General features: G+C 42.7%; 23 protein-coding genes and 2 tRNA genes. 17 read left to right on the top strand and 8 right to left on the bottom strand.

Annotation, left to right across the window (positions count from 1 at the left end; translation table 11 throughout):
- The first annotated feature begins 59 nt into the window (after positions 1-59).
- The gene (gene rpmA, locus ACFPIB_RS10190) at positions 60-332 is read left to right on the top strand and encodes a 50S ribosomal protein L27 (RefSeq protein ID WP_150903174.1); all 273 of its coding nucleotides are present in this window, start codon (positions 60-62) and stop codon (positions 330-332) included.
- A gap of 326 nt (positions 333-658) precedes the next feature.
- Here the strand turns inward: rpmA and ACFPIB_RS10185 are convergent, their stop codons facing one another.
- The 5 genes from ACFPIB_RS10185 to hemW form a co-directional block, all read right to left on the bottom strand.
- Positions 659-1,006 carry a hypothetical protein gene (locus ACFPIB_RS10185; protein WP_378017346.1) on the bottom strand — a complete coding sequence of 116 codons (348 nt, stop codon included), beginning with the start codon at positions 1,004-1,006 and terminating at the stop codon, positions 659-661.
- 12 nt (positions 1,007-1,018) lie between these two features.
- A complete protein-coding gene (locus ACFPIB_RS10180; protein WP_378017345.1) occupies positions 1,019-1,492 on the bottom strand; it encodes a hypothetical protein in 474 nt (157 codons plus the stop codon).
- Between the two features lie 524 nt (positions 1,493-2,016).
- Complete coding sequence (locus ACFPIB_RS10175) at positions 2,017-2,775, bottom strand: cyclase family protein (protein ID WP_378017344.1); 759 nt, start codon at positions 2,773-2,775, stop codon at positions 2,017-2,019.
- 62 nt (positions 2,776-2,837) lie between these two features.
- The gene (locus ACFPIB_RS10170; RefSeq protein WP_378017343.1) at positions 2,838-3,590 is read right to left on the bottom strand and encodes a hypothetical protein; all 753 of its coding nucleotides are present in this window, start codon (positions 3,588-3,590) and stop codon (positions 2,838-2,840) included.
- Between the two features lie 31 nt (positions 3,591-3,621).
- Positions 3,622-4,758 (bottom strand): radical SAM family heme chaperone HemW, encoded by a 1,137-nt coding sequence (gene hemW / locus ACFPIB_RS10165; protein ID WP_378017342.1) that lies wholly within the window; start codon positions 4,756-4,758, stop codon positions 3,622-3,624.
- A 250-nt stretch (positions 4,759-5,008) separates the two neighbouring features.
- On the opposite strand from hemW, the gene ACFPIB_RS10160 reads away from it, so the two are divergent.
- The 4 genes from ACFPIB_RS10160 to ACFPIB_RS10145 all read left to right on the top strand — a co-directional run bounded on the left by ACFPIB_RS10160 (position 5,009) and on the right by ACFPIB_RS10145 (position 7,701).
- Positions 5,009-6,955, top strand: coding sequence for a POTRA domain-containing protein (locus tag ACFPIB_RS10160; RefSeq protein ID WP_378017341.1), 1,947 nt, complete (start codon positions 5,009-5,011; stop codon positions 6,953-6,955).
- Positions 6,956-7,025: 70 nt separating this feature from the next.
- A tRNA-Met gene (locus tag ACFPIB_RS10155) sits at positions 7,026-7,098 on the top strand.
- Between the two features lie 76 nt (positions 7,099-7,174).
- Positions 7,175-7,246: transfer RNA gene (locus ACFPIB_RS10150), tRNA-Glu, on the top strand.
- 263 nt (positions 7,247-7,509) lie between these two features.
- A complete protein-coding gene (locus ACFPIB_RS10145) occupies positions 7,510-7,701 on the top strand; it encodes a cold-shock protein (protein ID WP_378017340.1) in 192 nt (63 codons plus the stop codon).
- A gap of 634 nt (positions 7,702-8,335) precedes the next feature.
- Here ACFPIB_RS10145 and ACFPIB_RS10140 read toward each other — a convergent pair.
- Positions 8,336-9,553: a T9SS type A sorting domain-containing protein gene (locus ACFPIB_RS10140; protein WP_378017339.1), complete on the bottom strand. Its 1,218-nt coding sequence runs from the start codon at positions 9,551-9,553 to the stop codon at positions 8,336-8,338.
- A gap of 715 nt (positions 9,554-10,268) precedes the next feature.
- Here ACFPIB_RS10140 and ACFPIB_RS10135 point away from each other — a divergent pair.
- From ACFPIB_RS10135 to fumC, 9 genes are all read left to right on the top strand, one after another.
- On the top strand, positions 10,269-10,580 hold the full coding sequence (locus ACFPIB_RS10135) for a YMGG-like glycine zipper-containing protein (RefSeq protein ID WP_378017338.1): 312 nt from the start codon (positions 10,269-10,271) through the stop codon (positions 10,578-10,580).
- Positions 10,581-10,800: 220 nt separating this feature from the next.
- Positions 10,801-11,904 (top strand): hypothetical protein, encoded by a 1,104-nt coding sequence (locus ACFPIB_RS10130; RefSeq protein WP_378017337.1) that lies wholly within the window; start codon positions 10,801-10,803, stop codon positions 11,902-11,904.
- Positions 11,905-12,017: 113 nt separating this feature from the next.
- Entirely contained in the window at positions 12,018-12,545 is a 528-nt protein-coding gene (locus ACFPIB_RS10125) for a hypothetical protein (protein ID WP_378017336.1), read from the top strand.
- Between the two features lie 221 nt (positions 12,546-12,766).
- Positions 12,767-13,600 carry a hypothetical protein gene (locus tag ACFPIB_RS10120; protein WP_378017335.1) on the top strand — a complete coding sequence of 278 codons (834 nt, stop codon included), beginning with the start codon at positions 12,767-12,769 and terminating at the stop codon, positions 13,598-13,600.
- A gap of 111 nt (positions 13,601-13,711) precedes the next feature.
- Positions 13,712-14,563 carry an outer membrane beta-barrel protein gene (locus tag ACFPIB_RS10115; protein ID WP_378017334.1) on the top strand — a complete coding sequence of 284 codons (852 nt, stop codon included), beginning with the start codon at positions 13,712-13,714 and terminating at the stop codon, positions 14,561-14,563.
- A 126-nt stretch (positions 14,564-14,689) separates the two neighbouring features.
- Positions 14,690-15,478: an outer membrane beta-barrel protein gene (locus tag ACFPIB_RS10110; protein WP_378017333.1), complete on the top strand. Its 789-nt coding sequence runs from the start codon at positions 14,690-14,692 to the stop codon at positions 15,476-15,478.
- A 271-nt stretch (positions 15,479-15,749) separates the two neighbouring features.
- Complete coding sequence (locus ACFPIB_RS10105) at positions 15,750-16,589, top strand: outer membrane beta-barrel protein (RefSeq protein ID WP_378017332.1); 840 nt, start codon at positions 15,750-15,752, stop codon at positions 16,587-16,589.
- A 102-nt stretch (positions 16,590-16,691) separates the two neighbouring features.
- Positions 16,692-17,480 (top strand): hypothetical protein, encoded by a 789-nt coding sequence (locus ACFPIB_RS10100; protein WP_378017331.1) that lies wholly within the window; start codon positions 16,692-16,694, stop codon positions 17,478-17,480.
- 201 nt (positions 17,481-17,681) lie between these two features.
- Positions 17,682-19,076 carry a class II fumarate hydratase gene (fumC, locus tag ACFPIB_RS10095; protein ID WP_378017330.1) on the top strand — a complete coding sequence of 465 codons (1,395 nt, stop codon included), beginning with the start codon at positions 17,682-17,684 and terminating at the stop codon, positions 19,074-19,076.
- 441 nt (positions 19,077-19,517) lie between these two features.
- Here the strand turns inward: fumC and ACFPIB_RS10090 are convergent, their stop codons facing one another.
- Positions 19,518-20,111 (bottom strand): hypothetical protein, encoded by a 594-nt coding sequence (locus ACFPIB_RS10090; protein WP_378017329.1) that lies wholly within the window; start codon positions 20,109-20,111, stop codon positions 19,518-19,520.
- On the opposite strand from ACFPIB_RS10090, the gene ACFPIB_RS10085 reads away from it, so the two are divergent.
- On the top strand, positions 20,089-20,769 hold the full coding sequence (locus ACFPIB_RS10085) for a hypothetical protein (protein WP_378017328.1): 681 nt from the start codon (positions 20,089-20,091) through the stop codon (positions 20,767-20,769). The genes ACFPIB_RS10090 and ACFPIB_RS10085 overlap by 23 nt on opposite strands.
- 77 nt (positions 20,770-20,846) lie before the next feature.
- Here the strand turns inward: ACFPIB_RS10085 and ACFPIB_RS10080 are convergent, their stop codons facing one another.
- The gene (locus ACFPIB_RS10080) at positions 20,847-21,515 is read right to left on the bottom strand and encodes an alpha/beta fold hydrolase (RefSeq protein ID WP_378017327.1); all 669 of its coding nucleotides are present in this window, start codon (positions 21,513-21,515) and stop codon (positions 20,847-20,849) included.
- 317 nt (positions 21,516-21,832) lie between these two features.
- On the opposite strand from ACFPIB_RS10080, the gene ACFPIB_RS10075 reads away from it, so the two are divergent.
- Entirely contained in the window at positions 21,833-22,234 is a 402-nt protein-coding gene (locus tag ACFPIB_RS10075; protein ID WP_378017326.1) for a diacylglycerol kinase family protein, read from the top strand.
- 46 nt (positions 22,235-22,280) lie between these two features.
- Positions 22,281-22,682, top strand: coding sequence for a DUF6970 domain-containing protein (locus tag ACFPIB_RS10070; protein ID WP_378017325.1), 402 nt, complete (start codon positions 22,281-22,283; stop codon positions 22,680-22,682).

The following is a 22,682-nucleotide window of genomic DNA, read 5'->3' as shown; positions in this document are numbered from 1 at the left end:
CAGTTAAAAAATTTAAAAACCTTTCTTACCTTTCAGGTTGGAATAAATTGTAAAAGAAAATGGCACACAAAAAAGGAGCTGGTAGTTCGAACAACGGTCGTGAGTCGCATAGCAAACGCTTAGGCGTTAAAATTTACGGTGGTCAGCCGCTTATTGCTGGTAACATCATCGTTCGTCAGCGCGGTACTGCGCACCACCCGGGCCTGAACGTAGGCATGGGCAAAGACCATACTTTATTTGCAATGGTTGATGGTGTAGTAGAATTCAAAAAAGGAAGAAAAGATCGTTCTTACGTTTCTGTAATTCCGTTTGAAACCGAAGCACAAGCTTAGTCGTATAACCTATTGCAAGTAATTTAAACCGGTTTTCGAGCTGATTAAATTACCCAGAGAAAGCCCTGCAGAAATGTAGGGCTTTTTCAATTTATAGGGGTTTCTGATTGTTTTTTTAAGAAAACCATAGCGTTTGTAACTGAAAAAGTAACATGACCGTATAAAACAGTATAGCCATTTATAATTACTTAATAGATATTCGTTTCTGCCGTAAGTGGCAGGATAGAAAGAAAAAGGAGAGCCTGTAAGCTCTCCTTTTTTGGTTTATTGACTTTTGTTGTCAACAGCAGACTTTTTATGCCTGATCTGCTGCGTTTTCCCTGATTCTAATTCAACGAAAGTGTGGTGAACACGGCAATATTTTCAGCAATTTCTTCGGGAAGAAAACTGCTGATGGGCATCCGGATAAAACTGAGTTGTGCGGTTAGCACGCCCGAGACTTCCCCGGAAAAGCTGCGTTGCCTGATCGTGATCTTCATATCTACATTGGCTTCATGCACTTGCAGAATCTGCGGTTCTATAATAAGCGTGTTGCCGGAAAGCTTCAAAATTGCTTTATCCTGCGAGTCTTTGAGGTTCAGGCCGGCGTACTTTAGATTTAGTTGCTGGCGGCCCAGGGTTTTGGCGGCGGCGTTGTCTAAAGCTTCCAGTAATTCTTCTATGGCTATTTTCATGATATTCTTTGGTTAAACTAATTGTTTCCGGTTAACGAATTCACCGAACTTTTCTCCCGGCTGGCGGGCAATTTTATACATCAACAGCAATTCGTTCAGTTCGTTCAGCAGGGTACTTTCCGGAACATGAATGCTGTAAATTTTATTCAGCTGGCTGCCGGCGCGGTTACCGCCGATGTGCAGGTTGTAAAAGCCGGGCGTGGTGCTTACCAAACCAATTTCAGCTAAGTGGGTTTTTACTTCTCCGAAACCAGTTATTCCGATCCGGAAATCCCGTTCGGCAAACCCGTGGCTCCGCAGCAGTTTTATAACCTGTTCAAGAAAAGGTGGTTTGCCCGGAGCTTCGTGCAGGCGGAAGAGACGTGTTTTAGCAATTTCGGGCACCATAATATGCCTGGCTTCTACCTGTTTATTACATGAATTGCTATGCTCTATGGCAACTAAAGCTTGCGGATACGACTGGTTGATAATGGTTGTAGTGTTCATAATGGTAATTGGTTAAGGGTTAAAAAAATCTGATTAAAAAAATAAAAAAGCCCTCCGGCGGTTGGCTCGAAGGGCTTTGAATGGTTTTTGCAGCAATGCTTAATTACTTACAAATATGCCAGTGTGCGCTTCGGGCCGGGCAACAGCGTTTATACATGCAATGTATTTGCTTGCCGTTAAAGCGGGAACAGACCGTAATTGCGTAATTCTTCATTATAAATTTCAGGAATAAAAAAAGCCCTCCGGGTTTACCGAAGGGCTTCTGTATGCTTATCGAATTCGTTCTTTTTTTCGTTACGCAATAAGGTTCCCTTCGGCTGCCAGATAGTGGCGCTTCATGCAGTTCACAGAGAAAATATTTTGCGTGTTGTATTTCATTTCGCTACAAAGGTAAGGCGCTTTTACACTAACTTCCAAATTTATTTTCAAAACACACTCATATACAAGATGTTGCATTGAGTCTAAAAGTAGTTTTGAGGCGCTAAAGCATAGCGCTTGCCGGAAGTTATATTTTTAAAACCTGCTTAAACCGCTTGTAATTCGTATAAAACCGGTTTGCTCGGGCTGGCATCCAGGGTTAAACTGGTTAGTTGAATATTCAGTAAATACAGCCCGTCTTTTATTACATCCGGCACAAAAATGAGTTCGGTAATGGTGGCGCTTTTGCGGATATTTTCCGGGTATTGCCAGAAAGCGTGGTGCGCCAAAAGTTCGCCGCCGTCTTCTTCGCGGTCTACGCTGGGCAGATCTACGAGCAAATGTTCCACGTTATTTTCTACCAGGAATTGCGCCAAAGCAGGTTCTAAATAAGTCGGGTTGGTACCGGAATAATGCGCGGTTTTCTTGGCTTCGGAATTAGCTAAGGTTCTGAGAATGATGGCCTCCGGTTTTTCGGTACTAAAATGTGGCTTTACATCTTCCAGCATAATTACATGGTCGCCGTTTTCTTTGGTTTGCGGCGTTACGGAAATTAGCTGCGCTACAAACAAATATTTTTTCAGGCAATTGTAAATAGTAGCTTCCGGGTCGGGAGAAATGTGGCCGTAGCACTCGGTGTGGGTTCCGTTGCCATGCGGGGTTACGTGCACGCGCTGGTAATTGGTACAACCGCCTTCAGCCACGCTGCCTACAAAGCTTCCAATTCTTATTGTATCGAATTGCACCGGTTCGGCCCAGAAACAATTTACGGTATCGTCGCCGGGTTTTAAGGGCAGCGAAATATCCAAGGGGTTTTCAGGCGAAAACTGATACTGTTTTCCGGCGTGCGTGATGATGGCTTGCATTTTTCTTTAATGTGAGAATTATTGAATTCGTGAATGACAGAATGTGAAGATGGAGAAGAATTTTAAAGAATGGAAGCTTTTATATTTTTTGCGAACCGGTCAAGCTCTTTGGCAAAAGCTGCATCATCATAATTTGCAACTACTTTATCAATTACATTTCCATTTTTATCGAGCAGGAAAACTTTATAGTTACTAATATCATCTTTTACTTTTTCATAGTCTTCCGGCAATAATTCACGATTTAAGCCAATTTCTTTTAGGATGATTTTCTCTGAATAAAATGGCGATGGGATAATATAGCTTTGAAAAGGAAACTTCCATTTGTTTAAGCGATAATCCATGTAAGCCAGATCATAAGATACACTACCAAAAACAAAAGCAACTTGTCCTGTATTGAAAGCTATACCTTGCTTTTTCAATTGGCCGAGCATTTTAAGCGTTGGAATGGTATAAGCTTCTAAACTTGGCCCGCAAGTTGGAAACCAGGTAGTAAAAATAGTAAGCTGATTCCGGCTTGCGATCTGCTTTAAGTTAGCAGCTGTTAATGCCATATGCGTACGGCGGCGAGAAGCAGTATCGCGCATCGTAAAAGCATTCAGTTCAAATTTCCGCAGATAAATGCTGTCTTCTTTTAACTTGCTCCGGCGGTCTTTGGCAAGATTCCACTCCCGATAAGTGGTGCCGTCTGGTTTTGTGAATATATAATCGTCAGGATAATGTTTTAATCCATAAGCATTTATCCCATCAAGCATAATTCCACAACCAGAAAGAGAGCCAATAAAACAAGCTAAAATAAGTGTGCGGAGAAATTTCATATATTTAGAAGATTTAAGCTCCTAAAATAGCTTATTCTTCCGGTAACACAAATAAATCTAACGCGATCTGATCGGCGAGTAACTTTCCGGCATCGGTTAATTTCAAAGTATTTCCGGAAATTTCGGCTAATTTTTTTCGCTGCAATTCGGCTAAATATGCCTTTTGCGAAACAAGAAGATCGAGGCCGAATTGGTTTTTTAAATAGCCCAGATCGGTTCCCCAAATGGTGCGCAAAGTCGTGAGCAGGTATTCGTTGGCCTGGTCTTCTATGGAAAGATCTTCCAGCGTAAAAGGAAGTTCGTTCTTTTCTAAAGCGGCGATGTATTGATAGTTGTGCGCTACGTTAAATTGTCGGGAAACGCCGTTGAACGAATGCGCGCTGGGGCCAATCCCTAAATACTTCACGCCTTGCCAGTAACTGCTGTTGTGCTTCGATTCGAAACCGGGCTGGCAGAAGTTGGAAATTTCGTACTGGGTGTAGCCGTGCTTTTTCATTTCTGCCAGCAAAATCTCAAATTGCTGCGCGGTGAATTCATCTTCGGCGGGTTTGAATTTGCCTTTTTTGGTCCAGTTTCCTAATACGGTTTGCGGTTCCACGGTTAAGGCATAGCAGGAAATATGCTGCACGTTCAAAGCAAAAAGTTGTTCCAGGTCGTTTCGCCAAAGCGTATGATCGGGCGCCGGAATGCCATAAATAAGATCGATGGAAATGTTGTTGAAACCGGCTTTTTGCGCTTCACGGATGCTTTGCAGGGCTTCTTCGGAATTGTGTGCGCGGTTCATTAACCGTAAATGTTCCCCGTGAAAAGACTGCGTACCAATGCTTAAACGGTTTATGGGCAGCTTCTTTAGTTCCTGAATCTTTTCCGTTGTAAGGTCGTCGGGGTTGGCTTCTAAGGTTATTTCAGCTTCCGGAATTACGTTGTAATGCTGAAAAACGGTATGGAAAATGGCTTGTAAACTCGAGGCGGGTAGGAGGGAAGGTGTGCCACCGCCAAAGTAGATCGTTCGTATTTCTTCGCCTTGTAAATAATCTTTGCGCAATTCCAGCTCTTTGCAGATAGCCGAAACCATTTGCGGCAACGCGCTGGTATTGGTACTGAAATGAAAATCGCAGTAGTGGCAGGCTTGCTTGCAAAACGGAATGTGAAAGTAAATACCGGCCATTTTAAGGTGCTAATTTTTTAATGTGCTAATGTGCTATTTCTATTAAACAGCAATGAACGAACGACTTTTCAGGCTAAAAAGAATACCGTTTCTGTGCTTTGACTTTTTCGGCTGAAAATCATAGCGTTTTTCTGAGTTTTTCAGCTCAAAAGTATAGCGTTTTCAGGCCGGGTTTTCAAAAACCAGCTGCCGGAAAACGAAAACTACGGTTTTTATCGTTTAATTGCTTGTTGGTTCCGTTCGTTTAAAAATGCAGGCTTTTTCTTTGTTTTTCTTTTCAAACCAAACTTCTTTCCGGAAGCTAAAAGCCGCATTTCTGAAATTCCCGATTACGAACAACCAGCAAGGAACAACGAACAACGAATTCAGACAAAGGTACAAACTAATTGCGGCGTTTCTGTTTTTTGCGTTCGTGCTACAGGCGGCGCAGGCGCAGAACCCGGTCAGTTTACCCACGCAGCCTTCCGGTTTACCGCCTGCACAACCCAAACCTTCTAAAATTGCTCAGCAGAAAGTTCCGCTGAAACTGCGTGCTTCGGAAACCGATAAAGTTATTCTGAAGAAATACCGTTTTAAACGCGATGCACCCGATTCCATTTCGGCGCTTCAGGAAGTTCGCGGACTGATTCTGGCTTTGCACGACGATGGCTATTTAACGGCTTCGGCCGATACTTTTTTCCGGAAAAACGATACCCTTTTTGTGGATATGTTCGTGGGGCAGCAGTTTAACTGGGTGGCGCTGAAGAACGGAAATTTAAGCGAAGGTTTGCTGCAGAAAGCGGGCTTCAAAGAAAAATTCTACCGCAACCGGCCTTTCAAGCCCGACGATTTTGTAAAACTCCAGAAGCGCGTGGTAGAATATGCCGAAGACAGCGGTTATCCGTTTGCAGCCGTTCGCCTCGATTCTATTCAGCTTTATAACGGGCAAATTGCGGCCATTGCCAAAGTAGAACGCGGCCCGCTTATAACCTTCGATTCTATAATTGTGGAAGGCAAGACCAAAACGAAATCGAAGTTCCTGAGCCGGTATTTACAGATCAGGGTGGGTCAGCCTTATGAGCATCGCAAAGTGGAAAGTTCGTTTCAGTTGCTGCGTCAGTTGCCTTATTTAAACGTAAGCAGAAGGCCGCAGGTGCGTTTTGCTGAAAATAAAGCGCGGTTGTATTACTTTATTGAAGACCGCAACGCCAACCAGATAGATGCTTTAATTGGCGTGTTGCCACCCGACGAAGGTGCGGCCAACCAGAAACCACTTTTGATCTGGGAAGGCAATATCAACATCCGGAATATTAAGGGCACGGGCATTCAGCTGGGTTTGCAGGCGCGCAAAGTTGACCGCAATTCGCAGATCCTGGACGCGAATTATCTGCAACCCAATATTCTGGGTTCGCCGCTGGAAATGGGCTTTAATTTCAATTTGTATAAGCAAGACACCACGTTTATCAACATCAAGCCGCGGCTGCAGTTTTCGTATTACACCACGCGCTACGGCAAGATCACGTTCTTCGGCGAAACCCGGAACTCCCGTTTGCTTTCCACCGAAAACCTGAAAAACCTGACCGCCATTCCGGAATTTGCCGACGTGAAATATACGGCTTTGGGCGGCGCTTATTTATGGAACAACCTCGACGATTTTTATTTCCCCAGGAAAGGTTTTCTGGCTACCGGGCAGGTAGCACTGGGCAACAAAGTTATTTCGCGGAACGCCGCCATTGAGCCGCAAAGCGTTTACGACAGCCTGAAACTTAGAAGCACGCAATTTACGGGCAGTTTGCGCCTCGAAAATTATTTCCCGATTGGCAAGAACGGCGTTTTACTAACCAGATTTCGCAGCGAAACCGTGCAGAATGACCAGATCTTCCGCAACGATATGTTCCGGCTGGGTGGCCTGAATCTGCTGCGCGGTTTCAACGATTTCGAGTTTTATGCTTCCACGTACTTTTTAGGCACGCTGGAATACCGTTTTTTTACCGCCGAAGATTCTTACTTACTTTTATTTTACGACCAGGCGTATTACCAAAGTAAATTACCGGGTTCTTTTAACGAGGATCTGCCGTTGGGATTGGGCGCTGGAGTGAGTTTTGGCACGCCTGCGGGGGTTTTTCAGTTTATTTATTCGGTGGGAAGATCGGAAGTACAGCCGAATCTGAGCCTGAGTAACTCGCGGGTGCACTTTGGTTTGGCAAGTAAATTCTAACTTTCTGAAATATTTTTTCGTAAAAATTTGCAAAGTCAAAATCTTTATCTACTTTTGCATCACCAAACAGTGCGGGATGGAGCAGTTGGTAGCTCGTTGGGCTCATAACCCAAAGGTCACAGGTTCGAGTCCTGTTCCCGCTACCTAAAGTAAAACCTTACTCCGAAAGTGGTGAGGTTTTATTTTCCCCAAAAACGTTTTGGTTTTGAACGTTTTGATGGTCCATTCGTCTAGGGGTTAGGACACCAGATTTTCATTCTGGTAACAGGGGTTCGATTCCCCTATGGACTACTAAAAAGGCCTTCTGTGAAAACGGAAGGCCTTTTTTTATTTTGTTCCGACTGCACGCTATTTCTGCAAAAGCAAGAATATTTGACATCTTCGCTTAGAACTTTACCAGCGATTCAGATCAAGTTTTTTATAAATTAGATCTAATGCTACAAATTATAAAACGACAAAATACATCAATTGTAAAATATTTATTGTAAATTGTAAAAAAATAATGAACGTATATCTTTGCAGGTTTGTAATAGGTATACATTAAGAAACACCATATGAATAACGGAACAGTAAAATTCTTTAATGACCTGAAAGGGTTCGGTTTTATTAAAGAGCAAAATTCAGATCAGGAATACTTTGTACATGTATCTGGCCTTGTAGATGAGATCAGAGAAAATGACGCAGTGAGCTTTGACCTGCAGGAAGGAAGAAAAGGACTAAACGCAGTGAACGTAAAACGCGCTTAGTTTTAAAATATAATTATATGAAAAAGCCTTACTCCCGGTAAGGCTTTTTTTATGCTGCTACAGCTATCCAGGCCTTAACAGCACATTCATAAATGTTAATTTTACCACGCGAAAGATGAACAGGAAATATTTAGTTGATACCTTAACCCATGAGTACTTATGCATTGCTCTTAAAAAGGGGCAGGATTGGGTACCTAATAATCAAAACCTGCTTGCAGGCTTTATGAGCACCCGCACACCTGTTACAGAAAGCGGTTCCGTATTAGTTTCAGGGGAATTTCAGGACAATGCCTTTTATGAAAAGTGGATCCGGAACGGTACCAATATTATATTCAAATACTAGCTCAATTATTAAAGAATAACATTCTATTACTTTAATCTTAGATTTAAGTGTTGGGCGTTAAAAAATAAAAGCATACAGCCGGGCCTTTAGAACAGCTACATGACCTTATAGCTCAGCAAGTTTTCTAAAATAAATATCGCTTAAACATGTAAAATCCTGGTGGATAAAGTTCGATATTTCACTACTTTGGTATACTGAAAAGAGCCGCTCAGAATTAAATCTGAGCGGTTCTTTTATTTATATCCAAATATCAGCTTTACCCTGATACCTGAAATAGTTTATTAAGGAATATTATTGAATCACTACTTTCATATTTTCTACGCCGTTATCAGTAATAACCTTAATAAAATAAACTCCCGGGCCGTTTCTGCGCAGATCAAAGCTTTCCGGTTTCCTTCCTATTGTATTTTGTCTGGCTACAATAACGCCATTAGATCTCATAATAATGATCTCGGCTTTGGAAGATTGTTGAGAGAGCTGAAGGTTTACTTCACCATGGGAAGGATTTGGATAAGCCAGAGACTTACTATTCTCAAGAGAAGTTGAGTTTATTAGAGCCAAATTAGTTCTGGTGCTGTTGCTGCAAGGGCCGGCTTGGTCGCCATGGTTTATATGGGCTTGCAGCGCATTCTCACTTATGCATAATGCTTTTCCGTTATGACATACTATTACTTTGTTTTTAGCACCGGTATCGTCACAATCATAATTATTGGTTACATAACCGGTTGGCGGGGTAGCAGAACAACTCGTGATCGCGTTATCCGGGTCGCCGTACCCATCGCCATCTGCATCTGCATAATAAGTTACGGCCGGAGTAGCTTCAAAATCATATGTGGTTGTGTTCCCGTTTTCGGTAATAGTTAAGGCATCTACAGCGCTTACTAAACCAGGATTGCCAGAACCCTGGTTTACCCCAAAACCACCCAGAATTACTGTCTCCGGATTATTAGCAAGAATATAGTTCCAGGTTACAAAACAGCTGGAAGCACACACTCCATTAATTGCCCTGGAAGACCACCAAATAGCGTTTCCACCATCATAAGCATCCCAGGTTTGCCAAATATTATTGGTTACTGTTCCCTGGCCGGTATTATAAACAGGTTCAAAAACCAAAACAGCATAACCACCGGGATCTGCACCATTATAATCTATTTCAATATTAATGGAAGCTACCTGCGCTGCGCTGCCGGCGGTTCTATAAGTTGAATATGCCAGACCACTTATATCTGAAAGCTCGGTGCCAATATGATCATAATTATAAAGGAAAGCTTTATCGGTTCCGGCTGGCGTTGTAAACTGTAAACTACCGCAACCAAGTGGCGGAACGCCCGGCCCTTGCACAAAAACAAGCGTACCGGCATTTCTTGTATACCCAACCCAATTATTGGTTGGCGGTGTATTTTCGGCCTGGCGCGTTATATCGGTTTCGGTAACTACAGTTTGCGCATAAACAGGAAATACCAGCAGTACAGAAACTACTGAAAAACATAAAAGGGTAAATTTTTTCATAAGTAAAAATGCTTTAAGAATATTGATAAGATGCTTTTGAAAAATATTGGTGTGAAGGCAGCGCCGAAAGAAAAGCGGCGATTGGACAGGGAAAAGCTGACGTTAGAAAACCTCAGACAATAATATTGTTATCAGAAGTTTTAAGGAATGACTTGATTGCAGTTAAATTAGTGAGAAGGCTAAAATCATGTAATTAAATGATTTCGCAGCATTGTAAAGGGGAGCAAAAATTTATCTTACCCGAAAGAGGCATGGGTAAAATATTAGCGTTAAGAAAGTGGATCAAATAAACATTTCCACTTGGTCAAAGGAGCAAAGATTTATTCTGTTCTAATTTTGTTCAGATCCTACATCTGAAATACAATGTAAAATTTCAGCGAATAATATTTTTTATAATTATTATACATTACCCTCTCTGGTAGGTTACTAATTTAAGTGTGCAAATGGCTAACGTATTACACAAGTGGCCCAATTGTTTTTATCAACTGGTCAATAACAATTAATACTTACATATAGAATTATTTCCTTAACAATATATATTAACATAAATAGCACAAATAACTGCCAATACATACATACTTTACCTGTTCTTACTTTTTATCCTCAAAACCCTACCATTTTCCAGCTATTCTGAAAGTAAGATCTAAAACCAGTAGCCTTTGCCAAACGTTTAATAGCTTAGTAAACATCTAATTATCAATTAAATAACAAAGCTATGAAAAACCTGAAAATATGCCTTTCGCTGCTGCTTACCGTTCTGTTTCTGAATGCCGGCATGGTACAGGCGCAAGGCAAAGACGACGACAAACCGAAACAGGAGAAAAACGGTAAAAGCAAAAAAGGCAAAGGCGCTTTAATTGGCGGTGGAGCCGGGGCCGTAGGCGGTGCTATTATTGGCGGTAAGAAAGGTGCCGTAATTGGTGGCGCTGCTGGTACGGTGGGCGGAGCTGCGGTAGGCCGGAAAAAAGACAAGAAAAAAGACCCGGAACGCTACGAGCAGTATTCCGATAAGAAAAAGAAAGATTAATTCAGAAGTTGACCTAATAATCTGGAAGCCTTACAGAAATAACTGTAGGGCTTCTTTTTTATATCGCAGCGTTGGTGTAAAAACGGTATCGTTTTGGTTATAAAAACTCACGACTGGGATCGGCTTTCGAAACTTAGCAAAACATAGAACTTCCCTGATATATTTGCAGCTTAATTTATTTTCCTGCGTTAATACTTTTTAGCACCATTTCCCTACCGTTTTGAAAACACGCTTTTCGTTTTTGTTTACCTTATTTTTTATTGCCTGGCTATTGCCGGTTTCGGGTTTTGCCGACCAAGATGCCATAACCGTGGCCGATCTTACTTTTCCAGTGCCGGGAACGCGCGCGGCTACTGCCTGGGAGAAAAACAATGCCGGGAAAAGCTATAGCTGGCCAAATTACTTTTATGGTTTCCAGGAAGGCGACAAAATGATCGTGGAGCTGAAAATGGAAGAGGGCAAAGGCAAATACGAGGTTGATATAAAAGAATTTACTTCGGGCTCGGTGCTGTATGCGGGCCGGAATATTTCTAAAATTAAGAAGCAGGAATTCCAGATCCCGACCAAAGCCGTTTACGAATTTATTATCCGGAGCACGCACGAAGAGCCAAGCACCTGCAAAATGACCATCAAACGGATTCCGGCTTCGGTGGCTACGGCGCGTTTTAATGCCAACGTAACCTGGAAAACTTTGGAAGACACCGTGTTTACTTTTGCAAACGAGAAAGTGCTGGTGAAAACTGATTTTATTCCGCAGATTCTGGTAGATAAAACGTTCCGGGTATTTTCGCAGACCAGCATTGGCAAACCGAGCCGCGTTACGGTACCTTTTAAACTGCCTCCGCGCACGGCGCACTGGGTTTACTGGCTGGGCGTAGGGCAGGAGAGCGTGAAGGAAATGGAAGCACTTACCAAAACACTGGCAAAAGGCGGCGCGGCGGTAGCTTCGGGCATAAATCCGGTGGTGGCCTTTGGCATGGGTTTACTGCCGGAACTTCCGCAGGTTAAATCGAGCGGGTATATTGATTTTCTGTTTATGAACAAGCAGGCCGTGAAACCTTTTGAAGAGAAAGGCGAACGCAAACCGTTCAGCTTTGCGCAAGGCGATGCGATTATAAATGCCTACGGAAAAATTGCGGCTTCGCAGGTGCCCAAAACGGCCGATGGCGAAATTTACCTGGGGGTGGAAAACCATAATACCGTAACCGGATTGGATGTGGCCGTAAAAATTGTTGCCTTTGAGCCTGATTATAAATACGAAACCCGCAAGGTGAAGAAGATCGCTAAAATTAATCGCACGCGTGTTCCGGTTTTTGGTAATTAGTGGCAAACATTTTGCAGGAGCGCCTTTTTTTTTCAGAAAAGCAACCCGATAACGGCAAGCCAGTATAGGGAATTGCTATCTTTGTATCTATATTTTTTTATTTTAACTCCACTATGAGAAAATTTACCAAATTGAAAATGGCTTTGGCTACGCTTAGCATGGCATTTTTAGGTTCCTGCTCCAGCCAGATGTACACGTTTACCCCAAATACCGGCGGTTACCACGGTACTGAGAAAAAACCGACGGAAGTAGCAATTGCTGAAAATACTTTGGTTGCTGAGCCAACTGCGGTTGCCAGCATTGGCGATGAACCTGCAAATTTAGCTCCCGCCCACACCCAAGCTGCCGCTGCTTTAGCCCAGGCTCCTGCTGCAAAATCTACAGAACAAGCTACTGCAAACACCACGGTTACCGATAAAAAAGCTGCTAAGCAAGCCCTGAAATTAGCCAAAGCTGATCTGAAGAAACTGAAAAAAGATATTAAAGACGGCAAAGACGTAAAGATCGATGCAACTGTAAAATTGCTGATCGTTTTAGGTCTGATCTTCCTGTTACTTGGTATCATCGTGCCGATCATCGGTTACATTGGCGTGATCCTGATCGTAATTGGTCTGATCTTGCTCATTCTGGGAACGCTATAAGCTCCAGCACATATTTAAGAGAACGGCTGCTATATTCTGGCAGCCGTTTTTTTATGCCCTTTCTTTACTTTTTAAGGTCAGAAACCTAGCGTTTTACGAGTTTTCGGGCCGGAAACCATAGCTTTTTAGCAAGCTGTTCCTGAAAAATAGTTGAAAACAGAATTGGAGGTTGCATTTTCTGTTAACATCTTTGCGGCTTCAAAATTCTTCTAACACATTTTATGCGTTCCTTTCCTTTATTCAAACTGGCCTGCTTTGCCACCTTTTTTTCTCTTGCTGCAATTTCTTCGGAGGCCCAAAACAAGTACATAAAACTAAGCGGTTCTTATCATGCAGGGCTGGGTTCTAATCCGGTAAATTCAGGTTCGGGCAATATTAACAGTGGAGGTTTTTCAACCAGAAACGAACGCGTAGGCATAAATTATGGCAAGGGCGCCGTTTTTAATGCCGCGTTCGGGTATATGTTTACCGGCAATATTGGGGTAGAAATGGGTCTGGGCTATTTAAAAGGCAGAAAAATAACCACGGAAAGCAGCTACTATTATCCGGAATATTACATTACCGAAACCAATAACTACGAAACATATTCGCGGATGACCCTGCTACAACCGGCCGTTGTGCTTATCACGGAAAGCGGCAAATTGAAGCCTTATGCCAAACTGGGTATTTTGCTGGCCTTTGGCACGATCTACGAAAAACAGGCGGATGCGCTTTACAGTGCTTCGCGGGAGATCTCGGCGGAATATAGCGGCGGTTATGGTTTTGGTTTCCAGAGTGCGGCCGGGCTTACTTTGCAGGCCAGCGACAAGCTCGACTTTTTTATGGAATTTACGATGAATAACCTGAGCTACGCGCCTGAGAAATGGGCCATAACCGGAGCAAAAGAAAACGGCGGCGATGTGATGTATAAATACGAAAAGGAAATAACGTTCAGCGATGAGTATTTCCAGGATTATAACGCCAAAGGCGAACCTGTTAAAGTAACGGAAGGCCACCGCATTCATTTACCTATGAGCACCATGGGTATTGGCTTTGGTGTGAAAGCGAATTTTTAGTTTTTCAGGCTGAAAGTATAGCGTTTTCAGCAACTACATTCCCAAAAGCATATTTTTAAAACGGCGCGAAGCATCTTCCGCTTTATTCAGTTCAGAATCATAAACTTTATTATGAAACTCAGAAAATTATTGAGATCAACTTGTCTGGCAGGTTTTGTTTCCTTGCTTTCTTTATCTGCTTATGCACAAGGCGCTTACGTAAAACTTGGCGGCGGATATAATTTTGGAATTGGGTCTGCTTCAACGGCAAACGTAACCCGAACGCATACCTTCGATCCTCAAACCAATACTTCAAAGATCTCTGAAAGAGTACAACGGGTAAAACTAAATTACGGGAAAGGCTTGATCGGTAACGCGGCTTTTGGGTACATGTTTAACAGCCATTTTGGAGCAGAAGTTGAAGTGAGTTACTTAGCCGGCGGAGAAAATAATAGCCGGTATCAATTAACGTTTAATACTGATCCGGATAAGCCTTATATCCGGAAATATAACTCTTATGCAAACATGCTTTTGCTTCAGCCTGCGCTTATTGCTTCCAACAAAGTAACTGAAAAGGTTGAGCTTTATGGAAAGTTTGGCGTTGTGGTTGCAACTGGTCAGATCTTCACAAATGCATATATTTTAGACTACGATCAGGATCGGCAGGAAAGAACTATAGAAGCGCAGTATGACGGTGGGTTAGGGTTTGGCTTAATGGCGGGTTTAGGGTTTTCCTATAAGCTAACGGAGAAATGCGGTATTTTCTCTGAAATTAAAATGAGCAACCTTTCTTATTCGCCGAAATGGTATCGTTTAAAAAAGGAAACTATTAATGGCGAAGATATAACCGCTTTCAGACAAAAAGATACCGAACTGGTTAATTCTTACTCCACCAGTTATTCCGGCGAACCTTCTGTAAATATCAAAGAAGCATTTCCATTCGGCAGTGTTGGTCTTAACTTGGGTTTGAAATATACCTTCTGAGTTTTCCGGCCTCTTTACCCTACCATTTTTTCAGGCCTGGTTTTTGAAGAAGCGGGAAAAAACAGCGGCGCAACTTTTTGTATGGCTTGCGTATGCTTCTTACTTCAGTTAAAAAATTAACCATTTATGAAATTAGGTAACATTAAAAAAGTAGCCCTGGCTGCAACACTTTCTTTAGGATTATCGGTGGCTGCCAATGCGCAGGGAGCTTATGCCAAGTTAGGCGCTGGCTATCAGTTTGGAATGGGTTCGGCCACGCAAATGCAGGTTACAGGCAGCCAGACCGAGCGAATTAAGTTGAATTACGGCAAAGGAGTGGCAGGCAATTTAGCTTTAGGCTATATGTTTAACCCTAATATTGGCGCTGAACTTGGTCTAGGTTACCTGGCCGGCGCAAAAAACGAAACCAAAAATGTGTATGGCAACCGGGTAGAAGATGATACTTATTATTCGCGGATGCTGTTAATTCAGCCTTCCATTGTAATATCTGCCGGGAAAGAAGGCCTGAACCCTTACGCTAAATTTGGTCTGGTGGCTGCCAAAGGTAAACTGGTGCACGAACTGGAATATACGCAAAACGGGGTAGCCGAAATGGAAATTGAACATACAGGCGGCTGGGGAATCGGTTTGCAAGGTGCTCTGGGGGTTGAATTTGGCCTGTCAGATCAGCTGGCTTTCTTTTCTGAGCTGAGCATGAGTAATCTGAGCTACGCACCCGAACGGTCTGAAGCAGTGGCTTACCGTTATAATGGCGCCGATGTGTTGCACCATCTTACAGTCCGCGACCGCGAAACGGTTTATGTAGATAGTTATATAGATAGCAACAAAGGCGAAGCAATGCCAAGAGAACATTTGAAAGAAAACGTTCCTTTTAGCAGTGTAGGCATAAACCTGGGCGTTAAATACAATTTTTAGTTTTTCGGGTGAAAACCCTACCGTTTTAAAAGCTTTGTTTCTGAAAAGGAGCAAAGCTTTTTTTATGCCGGTGTTTTGTTTGGCCGTTAAGGGTTCTGATTAAAGCCGAAAACCTGGATAAAGACTTTTTCAGGCCAAAACCATAGCATTTCGGGTTTTCCGGCCTGCGTGCATCGCATTTTTCAGAGCAAACAGAAAAATAGTTGATAGTAAAATTGGAGTCTGCAATTTCTGTTAGCATTTTTGCAGCTTGAAAGTTTTAAAACGATCTATGCGCTTTTTCAACCTGTTAAAGCTGGCGGTGGCCGGTATCATTTTCCTTAGTTCGGTGCCGGGTTATGGGCAGGGCTTTTACACCAAAGCTGGCGGCGGTTATAATATTGGCATCGGTTCAGGGCATGGCGCTAATATTACCATCACCCGCACCGGAAATCCGCAGAACGGCACTTTAACAACCGTAGAAGAAGCGGAACGGGTAAAGATCAAATACGGGAAAGGCCTGGTTGGCGATGTTGCGGCAGGTTATATGTTTACCGATCTGCTCGGGGCGGAACTGGAAGTAAGTTACCTGCGGGGAGGCAACAACAAAACCACGTTCAAAACTTTTTCGCAGAGCTCAAGCTTTGGCTACGATTCTGCCATTACCAGTTCGTACCAATATGCCCGCATGATCCTGGTGCAACCTTCGCTGGTCTTTAACAGCCGCATTTCAGATAAAGTGGCGTTGTACGGCAAATTCGGGGTACTCATATCGAAGGGATTTATTATTGTTACTTCCGAACGCATTGGCGCCACAGATTCTTATATCGAAGAAAAATATGAAGACGGCTGGGGTTATGGTCTGCAGGCCGCTTTGGGATTCGACGCTAAAATTGCCAGCAAATTCGCTTTATATGCCGAACTGAAAATGTGCAATCTGGTTTATTCGCCCCAGAACCTGCATTTAGAGAAATTTATTTACAACGGCGAAGATATTACGAATTCCCAGGTCCGCGATATTGCGCTGAAAGAAAGATACACCAATATTAACGGCCAGCAGCATGTGCAGCTGAGAACCGATTTCGCCCTGGGGTATGTGGGGCTGCATTTTGGTTTTAAACGCAGCTTCTGAGTTTTTCAGGCTTAAACCCTACCGTTTCTGCAGAACAGATCGTGAATAGATCGTGCTATCAATACCGTTTATCTTTATCTGACTTATACTAACAAAACCTTTATGAAATTCCGGAATCTTTTAAGATGCACATTATTAGCAGGTATTTTTCTATGTACCGCTTTATCAGCCTTTTCACAGAGCAATTATCTGCAATTAAGCGCTGGTTATAACTTTAACTTTGCCAGCCTGATCGATGATACAGAAATGTCTTATGGGAAAGGAGTAACTCCAGGTATTACAATTGGAAGAATGTTTACAGATAAAATAGGCGCTGAACTAAGCGTTCGGTATTTATTGGGTAGCAAAGATCAATATTCATATACCTACCAGATACCTTCCGGATATGGCCCTATTACAATGAATGCGGAAGTAACCAAGTATAGCCGAATGCTTTTGCTAGAACCAGCTTTTGTAGTTTCCGGAAATAGCCCTTCCACAAATATTTATGCGAAGTTCGGGCCAGTAATTGGGTTTGGTAAAATATATGAAAAATATTATGAAGATGGAGATGGCAGCCCGCTTGAACGGAATCTTGAGCTAAAAGGTGGCGCAGCACTGGGAGGTCAGACTACGTTTGGTGTAAATTTTAATGCCGAAGCCAAAACCTCTCTTTTTGCAGAAGCGAATTTAAAATTACTTTGGTATTCACCCACCCATGGCGAGGTGGTGAAATTACTCAGCAACGGAAAAGACCGGACAGCTGATATGAGCGTGCGCGGCCGGGAAGTAGAATATGTAAAAAGCCCGAATAACAGCTACGGCAACTACGATACGCCTGCCCAGGCACCAAAATTCAACCATCCATTCAGCAGTGCAGGGTTCAATATCGGCTTAAAACGTACGTTCTGAGTTTTTCGGGCTTAAACTATAGCATTTTTCCACGTGGAAAATGTTGCCAAAGCTTTGTACTTAACGGTGCAAAGCTTTTGGTTTTTAAGCGGCTTTCTAAATAATTGCTTAGTTTTACGCCTGAAAAGCCTACCGTTTTACGACCGGCTTTTCAAAGGAAATTATCACATTAGCACATTCATAAATTAGCACATTAAAATTATGAGTATCCGGATCGAAAAAGACACTATGGGGCCGGTTGAGGTTCCAGCGCATCGTTACTGGGGCGCCCAGACCCAACGTTCTAAAGAAAATTTCACCATCGGCGGTCAGCTGATGCCTAAAGAAGTTATTTCGGCGTTTGCCATTTTAAAGAAAGCAGCGGCGTTTGCCAACGCAGAATTAGGCGTATTGCCACAAGATAAAGCAGAAATCATCGGTAAAGTTTGCGACGAAATTTTAGCCGGCGAATTAGCCGATGAATTTCCGCTGGTAGTCTGGCAAACCGGTTCGGGTACGCAAAGCAACATGAACGTGAACGAAGTAGTAGCCAACCGCGCGCACGTGTTACTGGGCGGCGACCTGATGGACGAAAAGAAAAAGATCCACCCGAACGACGACGTAAACAAAAGCCAGTCTTCTAACGATACCTTCCCGACGGCGATGCACATTGCGGCTTACAAAGCTGTAACCGAAACTACTTTGCCAATGGTGAAAAAGCTGCGCGATACGCTGCACGCCAAATCTCAGCAGTACATGGATGTGGTAAAAATTGGCCGTACGCACTTAATGGATGCTACGCCGCTTACTTTGGGTCAGGAATTATCCGGTTACGTTTCGCAGTTGGATCACGCCATGAAGGCCATTAAAAACACCTTGGACCATTTAAGCGAACTTGCTCTTGGTGGCTCGGCGGTAGGAACTGGTCTGAACACACCGAAAGGTTACGATGTACTGGTTGCGAAGAAAATTGCTGAATTCAGTGGCCTGCCAATGCGTACCGCCGAAAACAAATTCGAAAGCTTAGCGGCCCACGATGCTATTGTTGAAACCCACGGCGCTTTGAAACAACTGGCGGTTAGCTTAATGAAAATTGCCAACGATATCCGTTTGCTGGCTTCCGGTCCGCGTTCTGGTATTGGCGAAATTATCATTCCGGAAAACGAGCCGGGTTCTTCTATTATGCCGGGCAAAGTAAACCCAACCCAGGCCGAAGCTATGACGATGGTTTGCGCGCAGGTTATGGGTAACGACGTTGCGGTTTCCGTTGGTGGCATGAACGGCCATTTCGAGCTTAACGTATTCAAACCGGTAATGATCTTCAACTTACTGATGAGTGCAAGATTATTAGGTGACGCTTGTGATTCTTTCGATAAGCATTGTGCCGTTGGTATTGAGCCGAACTACGAAGTAATTAAACGTCAGCTGGAGAATTCTTTGATGCTGGTAACGGCTTTGAACCCGCACGTAGGTTACGACAATGCCGCTAAAATTGCGAAGAAAGCCCACAAAGAAGGAACAACGTTGCGTCAGGCTGCATTGGAACTTGGTTTACTGAACGATGAGCAGTTTACCGAATGGGTTCGTCCGGAAGATATGATCGGTTCGTTGAAGTAAGCTTCAGAACTTCTGTAACAAAAAAGCAGCTCCGGATTTCGGAGCTGCTTTTTTGTTTGGTTGGGATTAAGGATTAATTAATTACAGATGTATTCGTATTTCTTAATTGACTCAATACTTCCATCTGGCTTTTTTGTAGTTATTTTAATAGGGTAACCTTCCTTATTATATTCGTAGCTCATTGTTCTTAAAAGCACTTTAGGGCGTGTAATTCCCTGACTTTTATCTGTATAAAAAGTTTTTGTTACGTTATTAACGGACCAGTCATAGCCAGATGCAGTAAGTGCTCGAAACATAAATCGTGGATTCTTATAAGTATCAAACTCTGAAGTATATAAATGTTTTGTTGTATCTACCGGATTCGAATATTGAATATCAGTATATTCTACCAGATTATTGTTTCCGAAGGTATAGTAAGTAATAGCACGGGGCCTATCCTGATTAACGGAATTTTTCCCAATAATGAATATTCTCTAATTGATCGTCATTGTTATAGTGAACAGGAAAAGAAAGTAAAACATCACCGGATGTGACATGGTTATATGTTGATTTAGTAATGAACCCAATAGAATTAAATTCAAGTTTTTGAGAGTAGTTAGAAGAAGCAGACCGATTATATGAATGGGTAGCTGATGTAATTTTATCGTTACTATAGGTAATAGCATAAGAATCACCATATTCAAAGTCTTTATATTCAATGAATTGGCCAGAAGAGTTATAAATAATTTCTAATATTACGTTATTATTTTGATCCAGTACTTTGCTTAGCAAACAATCCTGCTGTGTTACTTCCGGGATTTGTGGCTCTTCCTGTTCTTTGTCGCAGGAAGAGAAAAGGGCCAATGATAAGATTAGGCTAAAAAAGAAATTAAACTTTAACATTAAATTTAGATTTAAAGAACCGGAAAAAGCATTTCTTCCGTAGCCAAAGATAATAGTAAATAATAACAGCAAACAACTATTCCAGACACTTCCCGAAAAGGGTAGGTACCGACAGCTAAAAAATACTCTAATGAAAAACGTTGCTTTAGCCATAATTTTATTTCTCAGCTTAAATTCCTGTAATCAACCCGAAAAAGAAGCGGCCGTATTAGGAAGCGCTTCTGAAAGCATCATAAAAGAGACCGGGAAAAGCAAACCGGAAAACACTTCGGAAGAAACCAGCCAGGAAGTTTCAGGCAAAAATGAAACGATCGTTCCGGGCAAAAGTATTGGCTTGATAAAGCTGAACGAACAAGCCGAAGTGGTTTATAAGCTTCTGGGAAAACCCAACTTAACCGATGCTGCCATGGGGAAAATGCTGGCTACCTGGTTTACCGAGGCCAACCTTTCGGACCCGGATACAACGGCTTATCAAACCAATATTTTCTTTGTGCGGAATATGGGCAGCGCCGAAGAAAGCGCTTTAGCCAAGCAGATCAGGATCACAGCGAAACAATATAAACTGGGAAACGGCCTTGCTATAAATTCAGATCTGAAAACTATTCAGGCAAGCTTTCCGGAGATGAAAAAAGCAGCTACGTACACTTCGGCCCGAACAAAGCAAAAGATCGATGTTTACCACGACTCCGTAGCCGGCATTACTTTCGAAATAAATAAGGCCGGCAAATGCGTTGGGATTGGTATTCAGGAGCCCGGAAAAGCAAATTTCGAAGTTTATTCGGCGGTAAGTTCAGATCTGAAAAAGCTGTAAATTTTTAAAGCCGCGACTTTTTAGGCGCTTTTCCCTACCGTTTTTTATAACAGCAATAAGTTTGAGGCCGGAAGTTGCTACCAATTTACTTTTGCCAGTTGGGTTGCTAAAACAGTACTTATTTCGGCTGCTTTGCTGTGAACCATCATGTGCCCGCCACCATTTATCAACACCTGTGCGTTCGTGTTTTGGTGTGGAAAAACCCGGTCGTCCTGGCCATTTATGATAAAAATATTTTCCGGCACGAATTCATTTTTCCAGCCAACAACCTGATCTATAGACCAAACCAGAAGTTTCCGGGAAGCTTTCTCCATAAACGATCTTACCAGTTTTTTCTGGGCTTTGGTGCGGGCGTTAAAAAACCAATGCGCGGCAGGATAGAAATTCGTGTAAATAAACCCGGGAACCAGTTTATGCAATTGCAGCTTATCTACCGTTTTCAGAAGCAAGGAAAGTCCGGAGCGGGTAGTAATGCTGGAAATAAGAATGGTTTGCTGCGGCTTCAGGAATTTGTTTAACTCTACGGCTACCATACCGCCAAACGACATACCCACGAGCACAAAAGGCGCCGAAGTATCGATCTGGGCAGCTAACCGGTGGCAATAACTTTCCAGGTCTTCCTGTTTCACCGGATCGATCCATTTCACATGAATTATCTTGTATTCAGGCGGCAAAACCAGATTTTCGAAAAGGCGGTCATCGGCAGCCAGACCACTGATAAAATATACGTTGCGGAGATCAGACATTTCAGGAAATTTGCGCGTAGCTATCTTAAAATAGTAAGCCAGTATAATTGGTTCCGGGACTGTGGAAAACGCTATAGAAAATAAGTTAAAAAGTACGAGAGCAAGCTTAAAACGCAATTCTGCTTTTCAAAATTATTTGTTCTATGAATAGATTCCCGGGCAATTTTTCTTTACTAGATCATGCATTCAACCCATAGCTAAGTACAGGCAAATTAATGGATTTCGGATGAAGTTTTGGCCGGGAAAATTCAAAAGCCGTAATATAGCGTTCAACTATTCGTTTAAATTAGAATTAAGCATTAAATATATTTCCGAAGATGCCGCGCAAATACATAAAAAAACGAATAAACAGTTTTGGCTACGCTTTTAAAGGTATCTGGGCTGCGTTCTGGTATGAGCCAAACATGAAACTGCACCTGTTGGGCGCCGCCGAAGCTATTTTTCTGGGTTGGTTTTTCGAAATAAATAATGCTGAATGGATCTGGATTACCTTGGCAATAGGCTTGGTTTGGATGGCGGAGATCTTCAATACCGCTGTGGAAAAACTCACCGATCTGGTAAGCCCGGAATACAACGAACTGGCTGGCAGAGTGAAAGATCTGGCCGCCGGCGCAGTGCTCATTTCGGCTATTACAGCGCTGGTAATAGGTTTATTAGTTTTCTGGCCTCATGTGGAAAAGCTGCCGGGCTACGACGAACTACTGCAAAAATATCTGTAAAAACCGTTTCTGAAATTTAAATGGTTTGTTACTTTTGCCCTGAATTATGATGCTTGCATACCAAAATATCCGACCACTTTTTCTGCTAGTTTTTATAGCGTTTTTCACGAATTGTCAGAAACCAATTGCTACCCAAAACGGTACGGTTTCCGACGTAAAAACTCATGATGCAGGAATGCCAGCCTGGTTGAAAGAAAAAATAGCGGCATTTGAAAAGGATAAACCCGCAAACCCGCCGGTTAAAATTTATAGCTACCAATACCAGAACCAGCAGGTTTATTTTATAACGGGCCGCTGCTGCGACATACCGAGCGAAGTTTATTCCGTAGAAGGGCAGCAGCTTTGCCAGCCCGATGGCGGATATACCGGTCGCGGCGATGGAAAATGCGCTGACTTTTTTACCAACCGAAGCGAGGAAAAACTGATCTGGGAAGATCTTAGAAAGTAA

The organism is Adhaeribacter terreus (assembly GCF_042657365.1).
Classification (GTDB): Bacteria; Bacteroidota; Bacteroidia; order Cytophagales; family Hymenobacteraceae; genus Adhaeribacter_A; species Adhaeribacter_A terreus.
The sequence above is the reverse complement of the archived record's forward strand: the minus strand, read 5'-3'. Positions and strand labels throughout refer to the sequence as shown.

Coding starts and splice junctions, on each gene's coding strand:
- rpmA (WP_150903174.1), top strand. CDS start 60: ATGGCACACAAAAAAGGAGCTGGTAGTTCGAACAACGGTCGTGAGTCG.
- ACFPIB_RS10185 (WP_378017346.1), bottom strand. CDS start 1,006: ATGAAAATAGCCATAGAAGAATTACTGGAAGCTTTAGACAACGCCGCC.
- ACFPIB_RS10180 (WP_378017345.1), bottom strand. CDS start 1,492: ATGAACACTACAACCATTATCAACCAGTCGTATCCGCAAGCTTTAGTT.
- ACFPIB_RS10175 (WP_378017344.1), bottom strand. CDS start 2,775: ATGCAAGCCATCATCACGCACGCCGGAAAACAGTATCAGTTTTCGCCT.
- ACFPIB_RS10170 (WP_378017343.1), bottom strand. CDS start 3,590: ATGAAATTTCTCCGCACACTTATTTTAGCTTGTTTTATTGGCTCTCTT.
- hemW (WP_378017342.1), bottom strand. CDS start 4,758: ATGGCCGGTATTTACTTTCACATTCCGTTTTGCAAGCAAGCCTGCCAC.
- ACFPIB_RS10160 (WP_378017341.1), top strand. CDS start 5,009: ATGCAGGCTTTTTCTTTGTTTTTCTTTTCAAACCAAACTTCTTTCCGG.
- ACFPIB_RS10145 (WP_378017340.1), top strand. CDS start 7,510: ATGAATAACGGAACAGTAAAATTCTTTAATGACCTGAAAGGGTTCGGT.
- ACFPIB_RS10140 (WP_378017339.1), bottom strand. CDS start 9,553: ATGAAAAAATTTACCCTTTTATGTTTTTCAGTAGTTTCTGTACTGCTG.
- ACFPIB_RS10135 (WP_378017338.1), top strand. CDS start 10,269: ATGAAAAACCTGAAAATATGCCTTTCGCTGCTGCTTACCGTTCTGTTT.
- ACFPIB_RS10125 (WP_378017336.1), top strand. CDS start 12,018: ATGAGAAAATTTACCAAATTGAAAATGGCTTTGGCTACGCTTAGCATG.
- ACFPIB_RS10120 (WP_378017335.1), top strand. CDS start 12,767: ATGCGTTCCTTTCCTTTATTCAAACTGGCCTGCTTTGCCACCTTTTTT.
- ACFPIB_RS10115 (WP_378017334.1), top strand. CDS start 13,712: ATGAAACTCAGAAAATTATTGAGATCAACTTGTCTGGCAGGTTTTGTT.
- ACFPIB_RS10110 (WP_378017333.1), top strand. CDS start 14,690: ATGAAATTAGGTAACATTAAAAAAGTAGCCCTGGCTGCAACACTTTCT.
- ACFPIB_RS10105 (WP_378017332.1), top strand. CDS start 15,750: ATGCGCTTTTTCAACCTGTTAAAGCTGGCGGTGGCCGGTATCATTTTC.
- ACFPIB_RS10100 (WP_378017331.1), top strand. CDS start 16,692: ATGAAATTCCGGAATCTTTTAAGATGCACATTATTAGCAGGTATTTTT.
- fumC (WP_378017330.1), top strand. CDS start 17,682: ATGAGTATCCGGATCGAAAAAGACACTATGGGGCCGGTTGAGGTTCCA.
- ACFPIB_RS10085 (WP_378017328.1), top strand. CDS start 20,089: ATGAAAAACGTTGCTTTAGCCATAATTTTATTTCTCAGCTTAAATTCC.
- ACFPIB_RS10090 (WP_378017329.1), bottom strand. CDS start 20,111: ATGGCTAAAGCAACGTTTTTCATTAGAGTATTTTTTAGCTGTCGGTAC.
- ACFPIB_RS10080 (WP_378017327.1), bottom strand. CDS start 21,515: ATGTCTGATCTCCGCAACGTATATTTTATCAGTGGTCTGGCTGCCGAT.
- ACFPIB_RS10075 (WP_378017326.1), top strand. CDS start 21,833: ATGCCGCGCAAATACATAAAAAAACGAATAAACAGTTTTGGCTACGCT.
- ACFPIB_RS10070 (WP_378017325.1), top strand. CDS start 22,281: ATGATGCTTGCATACCAAAATATCCGACCACTTTTTCTGCTAGTTTTT.